Here is a 4800-nt window from a genome sequence, read left to right as displayed (position 1 = left end):
ATTTCATGGTACTGATCGGGCTACTCGGAGCCTGATCAGCGGCGACGTCGCCGCCTCCGGCGGCACCATGTCACCCACACTGTCACCCACCACTGGCTGCCTCCGTCTCAGGGTCGAGTGAGGTCTGGATGACGGTGAGGCTCGTCGTGATCAGTTCCGTGCCGGCTGTTCCCGCTCGTGCCGGGGTACGGGTTGCGCGCGGCGACGACAGTGAAGACGGTGGCGACCAGGGCAAGTGCGCCGTATCCGAGGGCGATCTGCGGCAGTGAGAAGGTGCCGGAAAGCCGGCCGGAGACCAGGGCGGGGACGGCAGCGCCGCTGTAGCAGAGCAGGTAGATCACGCTGAAGACCGGGGCCCGGTCGGCCGGACTGCCACCGTGCAGCAGGCCGCGGGTGGCGGCGCTGATGGCGATGCCCTGACTGGCGCCCGCGACGACGGTCGCGGCGATGAACAGCGCCAGTGTGCCGGTGGCGATCGCTGTGATGATGCCGATCCATCCAGCCAGGAAGACGACCATGCCGAGGCGTTGGGCGGCCGCGGATGTGAACCGGCCGCCGAGGGGAGCGCCGAGAGCACTGGGACCCATGTAGGCGGCGAACACCAGCCCGAGGACGAGCGGGCTGCGCGTGTGGAGTTGATCTTCGACCAGCGCCGGCACGAAGGTCTGGTAGAAGGCCCCGGTCGCCCAGGTGGCCAGGAGCACCGCTGCCGCGACGGGGAGCAGATGCCTGACCCGGGCCGGTACGCGGACCCGGGGACGCAGTGACGACCAAGCGCCCGGCGTCGGAGTTGCCGTCTCCGGGCTGACAGCGACGAGTGCGGCGGACAGGACGAGGAAGCCGACGGCAACCAGGTAGATGAGCTCGCGTGGCCAGGGGCCGAACTGGACCAGGGCTCCGGACGCGGTGGCGCCGACGGCGAGGCCGAGCATGACTGTCTGGCTGGAGGCGACGGAGGCCAACCAGGCCGGCCGGGCCGGTGCGGCGTCGACGATGTAGGAGGTGAGGCTGCTGCTGGCCAGCCCGGCGCCGAGGCCCATCAGGAGCCGCCCGGCGATCAGGATGCCGATGTCGTGCACATTGAGCAGCAGCAGGCAGCCCAGCACTAGAAGGCCGAGGCTCGTGATCGAGGTGGGCCGGCGGCCCAGATGATTCGACAGGCGTCCCATCACCAGCAGGGTGATGAGAGTGGCAGCGGAGTAGGCCACGACGGTTATCGAGATACCGGCGTTGGTGAATCCGTCCTCGGCTCGGTAGATGTTGAAAAGTGGGATCGTCGAGCCCACCGCGGCGAACGCGGCCACCAGGGATACCACCGCGGACAGGAAGGCCAGCCAGAGCGTTCTGCCCCGGCGAGCCGTGGTGAACGATGGTGCCGCGTTCTGCATCGAGCCGTGCCTTTCCATTGTTCTGGACCACCCCGGAGTTCCTGGAGGCGTCGGATTGCGCGCATGGCACTCGGGCGTGCTTGAACGCGTTCCGGGCGTTGCGCCATGCCTGCCGAGCTTCCTCAGCGAAGTCCTCCTCCTGGGTGCCTGGAATCGACGAGGTCGGCGTACTCGGGGTTGTTCTCGATGAAGGTGCGCACGATCGGGCACATGACGGTGACCGTCTTGCCTTGCGCACGTACGTCGTCGAGGACGCGTCGGATCAGCTCGGTGGCGACGCCCCGTTTGCGGAACTCGGGGAACACTGAGGTGGCCAGCAACACGAGTCGGTCGTCGCCGGCGACGTTGTATGGCAGACCGGCGATCGCGCGGTCGCCGGCGATGACTTCGTAGATGCCGGTTTTCTCGTCGTTGACGACGTCGAACTCGAACGCGGGGACGTGGGGTTCGTCGAGCAGTTCGTCGATGAGGACGCTCTGATCCTGACTGAGCGTGCCTGTCCGGTCGGGGTGTCCCGCCTCGTCGGGGTACGCGAAGGCGTCTCGGGCCGCCCCGGTCGCGTCGGTCATCAGGGGTGTTCCTTCCTTTGTCGGGGCCGATTGTGTTTGTGTCCTTCAGGGGCGAACCTGGATGATCGTCTTGCCCGTGACCCGCTCGGTCGGGTTGAAGGCGGCGACGGCGTCGTCGAGCGCCGCGACGGTGCCGATGTTCGTCCGCACGCGTCCGTCCCGCACCCGCTGGGCGATCTCATTCAGGTGAGAGCGGTCGGACACGACGACGAAGTCGATCGCCAGGCCGTCCGCAGGCCGTGCTTCCGGTGGTCCGGTGACCGTCACCAGTGTTCCCCCGGCTCGGACCAGACCTGCGGACCGCCTCTGGATGTCGCCGCCTATGACATCGAAGACCAGGTCGACTCCGCCGACGTCTTCCAGCGTGTCGCTGTCGAGGTCGACGTACTCGTGCGCGCCGAAGTCGAGCGCGGTCTGCCGGCCGCCGGCACGTCCGGTGCCGATGACGTAGGCGCCGGCCTCGCGTGCGAGCTGGGTTGCCATCGAGCCGACAGCGCCGGCCGCGCCGTGCACGAGGACGCTCTGGCCGGCCTGAAGGCGGCCGTGCTCGAACAGACCTTGCCACGCGGTCAGGCCCGTCATCGCGACGCCTGCGCCTACCGTGAAGTCGAGATCCCCCGGCAGCGGCGCGAGATTGCGTGCCTCGACCACTGCGTACTCTGCGAGGGTGCCGTCGCGCGTCCAGTCCGTGAGGCCGAACACCCGCTGCCCGACCGACAGGCCGGTTGTGCCATAGCTGAGGGCGGTGACCACTCCGGCCACCTCGTGTCCGGGGATCGACGGCGTCCGGTCACGGCCGAGGCGATCGATCCAGGTCGAGGGCCACTCCAGCTCGTTTCCGGTGAATCCCGACGCGTGAACGTCAACGACGACATCGCCGTAGGTCGCGCCCTCAAGACTGGCGAGCCTCGCCGCGTCCGGATCAGGCCGCTCCACCAGCCTCATCCCGGCCGTTCCCGCGGACCGGTTCGTCACCACGATCGCTTTCACTGAACACCTCTCCGCAACTCGCAGACACCCGTCAGGTCGTCATGAGCGTCCGTGTGGTCTCCGCGTCCTCATCGGTGAACGCCGATGATGCCCTTGCCCTGGACCGGCTCGGCCGGGGTTGACGGCGACGACGGCATCGTCGAGCGCCGCGACGGTGCCGATGTTTCTCCACAGCCTCAGAAAATCGGGCACCGCTTGATTACGGACGAACGCGGATGATGGTCTTTCCCTTGATCCGCGCGGTCGGGTTGAGGGCGGCGACGGCGTCGTCGAGAGCCGCGACGGTGCCGATGTTCGTCCGCAACCGTCCATCCCGGATCCGCTGGACGATCTCACCCAGCTGCGCGCGATCGGCCTCGACCACGAAGTCGACCGCCAGGCCCTCCGCCGGCTGCGCCTCGGGCGGGCCGGCGATGGTCACCAGCATTCCGCCGGCCCGGACGAGGCTCGCGGACCGCCTCCCGATGTCGCCGCCGATCACGTCGAAGACGAGATCGACTCCGCCGACGTCTTCCAGGGTGTCCTTGTCGAGGTCGACGAACTCCTGCGCGCCGAAGTCGAGGGCGTTCTGCCGATCAGCGGCACGTCCGGTGCCGATGACGTAGGCGCCGGCCTCCTTGGCGAGTTGAGTCGCCATCGAGCCGACTCCGCCGGCCGCGCCGTGCACGAGGACGCTCTGCCCCATCTGGAAGCGGCCGTGCACGAACAGTCCCTGCCAGGCGGTCAGCCCCGAGATCGGCAGGCTTGCCCCAACCGTGAAGTCGACGTCGCCCGGCAGCGGCGCGACGTTGCGTGCCTCGACGGCTGCGTACTCTGCGAGGGTGCCGTCGCGCGTCCAGTCCGTGAGGCCGAACACCCGCTGCCCCACTGACAACCCCCTCGTGCCGTAGCCGAGCGCGGTGACCACTCCGGCCACCTCGTGTCCGGGGATCGACGGCGTACGGTCGCGGCCGAGGCGATCGGTCCAGGTTCCGGGCCACGTCAGTTCGCCGGGGGTGAATCCCGACGCATGTACCTCTACAAGGACATCGTTCCCGGTCGCCTCCGGCACTGGCCGCTCCGCCAGCGTCATCCCGGCCGTTCCCGCGGCCTCGTCCGTCACCACAATCGCCTTCAACTTGGAAGCCTCTCCCCGTATCAGTCGCTCAGCTGCGGCACTTCAGCTCGCCCATTTAGTGACGCCGGACGCCGGCGTCTTACTCAGCCGGCCGGAAGGATCTGTGAGGTTGCGTGCGCCCCGGGCTGGAGTTCAACGGCTAGGACTGGGGTGGCAAGGCAGGCTTCGCGCAGTCGTGCTCGGTGCCGCCCGCGACCCTCCTGCATGAGCGTTCAGTGCCGATCTAAAGTGGACTAAATAGTCCCATGTCGTGACAGTATACGTGGGTGTTGTCCGACTGGCCAGGAGGGATCGATGAGGACGCACTTCGCGGAGGTCTTGGCCCGCGAGAGCAAATGTCTGGCTGAAGTCACTGACGAGGCGAAGCTCGCCGGCTGGCGCCGCCGGGTGGTCGAGGAGCTCATGACCCCACTGTCGCCGTACGTGCTGGCGATGCGGCAGACAGGTGATGTGCCCGACCGAGCCGACTTCCTCGATCGGTGGTGCGAACTCATCGCCGAGACGATTGATCGCTTGCTGCAGTCCGGCACCGCGGGCGGGACACACCCCTCAAGCAAGTCTCGGAGGGCCGATGTCGACGCCCAGAAGACCGCGGTGCTGATTATTGCGGCGCTGCATGGAGGCAGCACCCTTAGTCAGATTTCAAAAGACCCTTGGCCACTCAACGCCGCCCTCGACCTCGCGCTCGCGCCTTTTGCGGCAGCCATGGACAACGACGCGATCGGTACCATGAATT

General features: G+C 67.8%; 5 protein-coding genes. 1 reads left to right on the top strand and 4 read right to left on the bottom strand.

The features are described 5' to 3' along the window. Nucleotides 1-107 precede the first annotated feature (107 nt). The 4 genes from MPTA5024_RS16720 to MPTA5024_RS16705 all read right to left on the bottom strand — a co-directional run bounded on the left by MPTA5024_RS16720 (nucleotide 108) and on the right by MPTA5024_RS16705 (nucleotide 4049). Nucleotides 108-1388 (bottom strand): MFS transporter, encoded by a 1281-nt coding sequence (locus MPTA5024_RS16720; RefSeq protein WP_051458431.1) that lies wholly within the window; start codon nucleotides 1386-1388, stop codon nucleotides 108-110. Between the two features lie 122 nt (nucleotides 1389-1510). Continuing rightward, a complete protein-coding gene (locus MPTA5024_RS16715; RefSeq protein ID WP_051458260.1) occupies nucleotides 1511-1957 on the bottom strand; it encodes a GNAT family N-acetyltransferase in 447 nt (148 codons plus the stop codon). A gap of 45 nt (nucleotides 1958-2002) precedes the next feature. Continuing rightward, nucleotides 2003-2947 carry an NADP-dependent oxidoreductase gene (locus MPTA5024_RS16710; RefSeq protein ID WP_036324966.1) on the bottom strand — a complete coding sequence of 315 codons (945 nt, stop codon included), beginning with the start codon at nucleotides 2945-2947 and terminating at the stop codon, nucleotides 2003-2005. A gap of 199 nt (nucleotides 2948-3146) precedes the next feature. After that, nucleotides 3147-4049, bottom strand: coding sequence for an NADP-dependent oxidoreductase (locus tag MPTA5024_RS16705; RefSeq protein ID WP_232326497.1), 903 nt, complete (start codon nucleotides 4047-4049; stop codon nucleotides 3147-3149). Nucleotides 4050-4358: 309 nt separating this feature from the next. On the opposite strand from MPTA5024_RS16705, the gene MPTA5024_RS42245 reads away from it, so the two are divergent. Beyond that, nucleotides 4359-4800: hypothetical protein (locus MPTA5024_RS42245; RefSeq protein ID WP_036324962.1), on the top strand; the 442-nt coding region annotated here is incomplete at its 3' end.

This window comes from Microbispora sp. ATCC PTA-5024 (assembly GCF_000511135.2).
Lineage (GTDB): Bacteria > Actinomycetota > Actinomycetes > Streptosporangiales > Streptosporangiaceae > Microbispora > Microbispora corallina.
The sequence above is the reverse complement of the archived record's forward strand: the minus strand, read 5'-3'. Positions and strand labels throughout refer to the sequence as shown.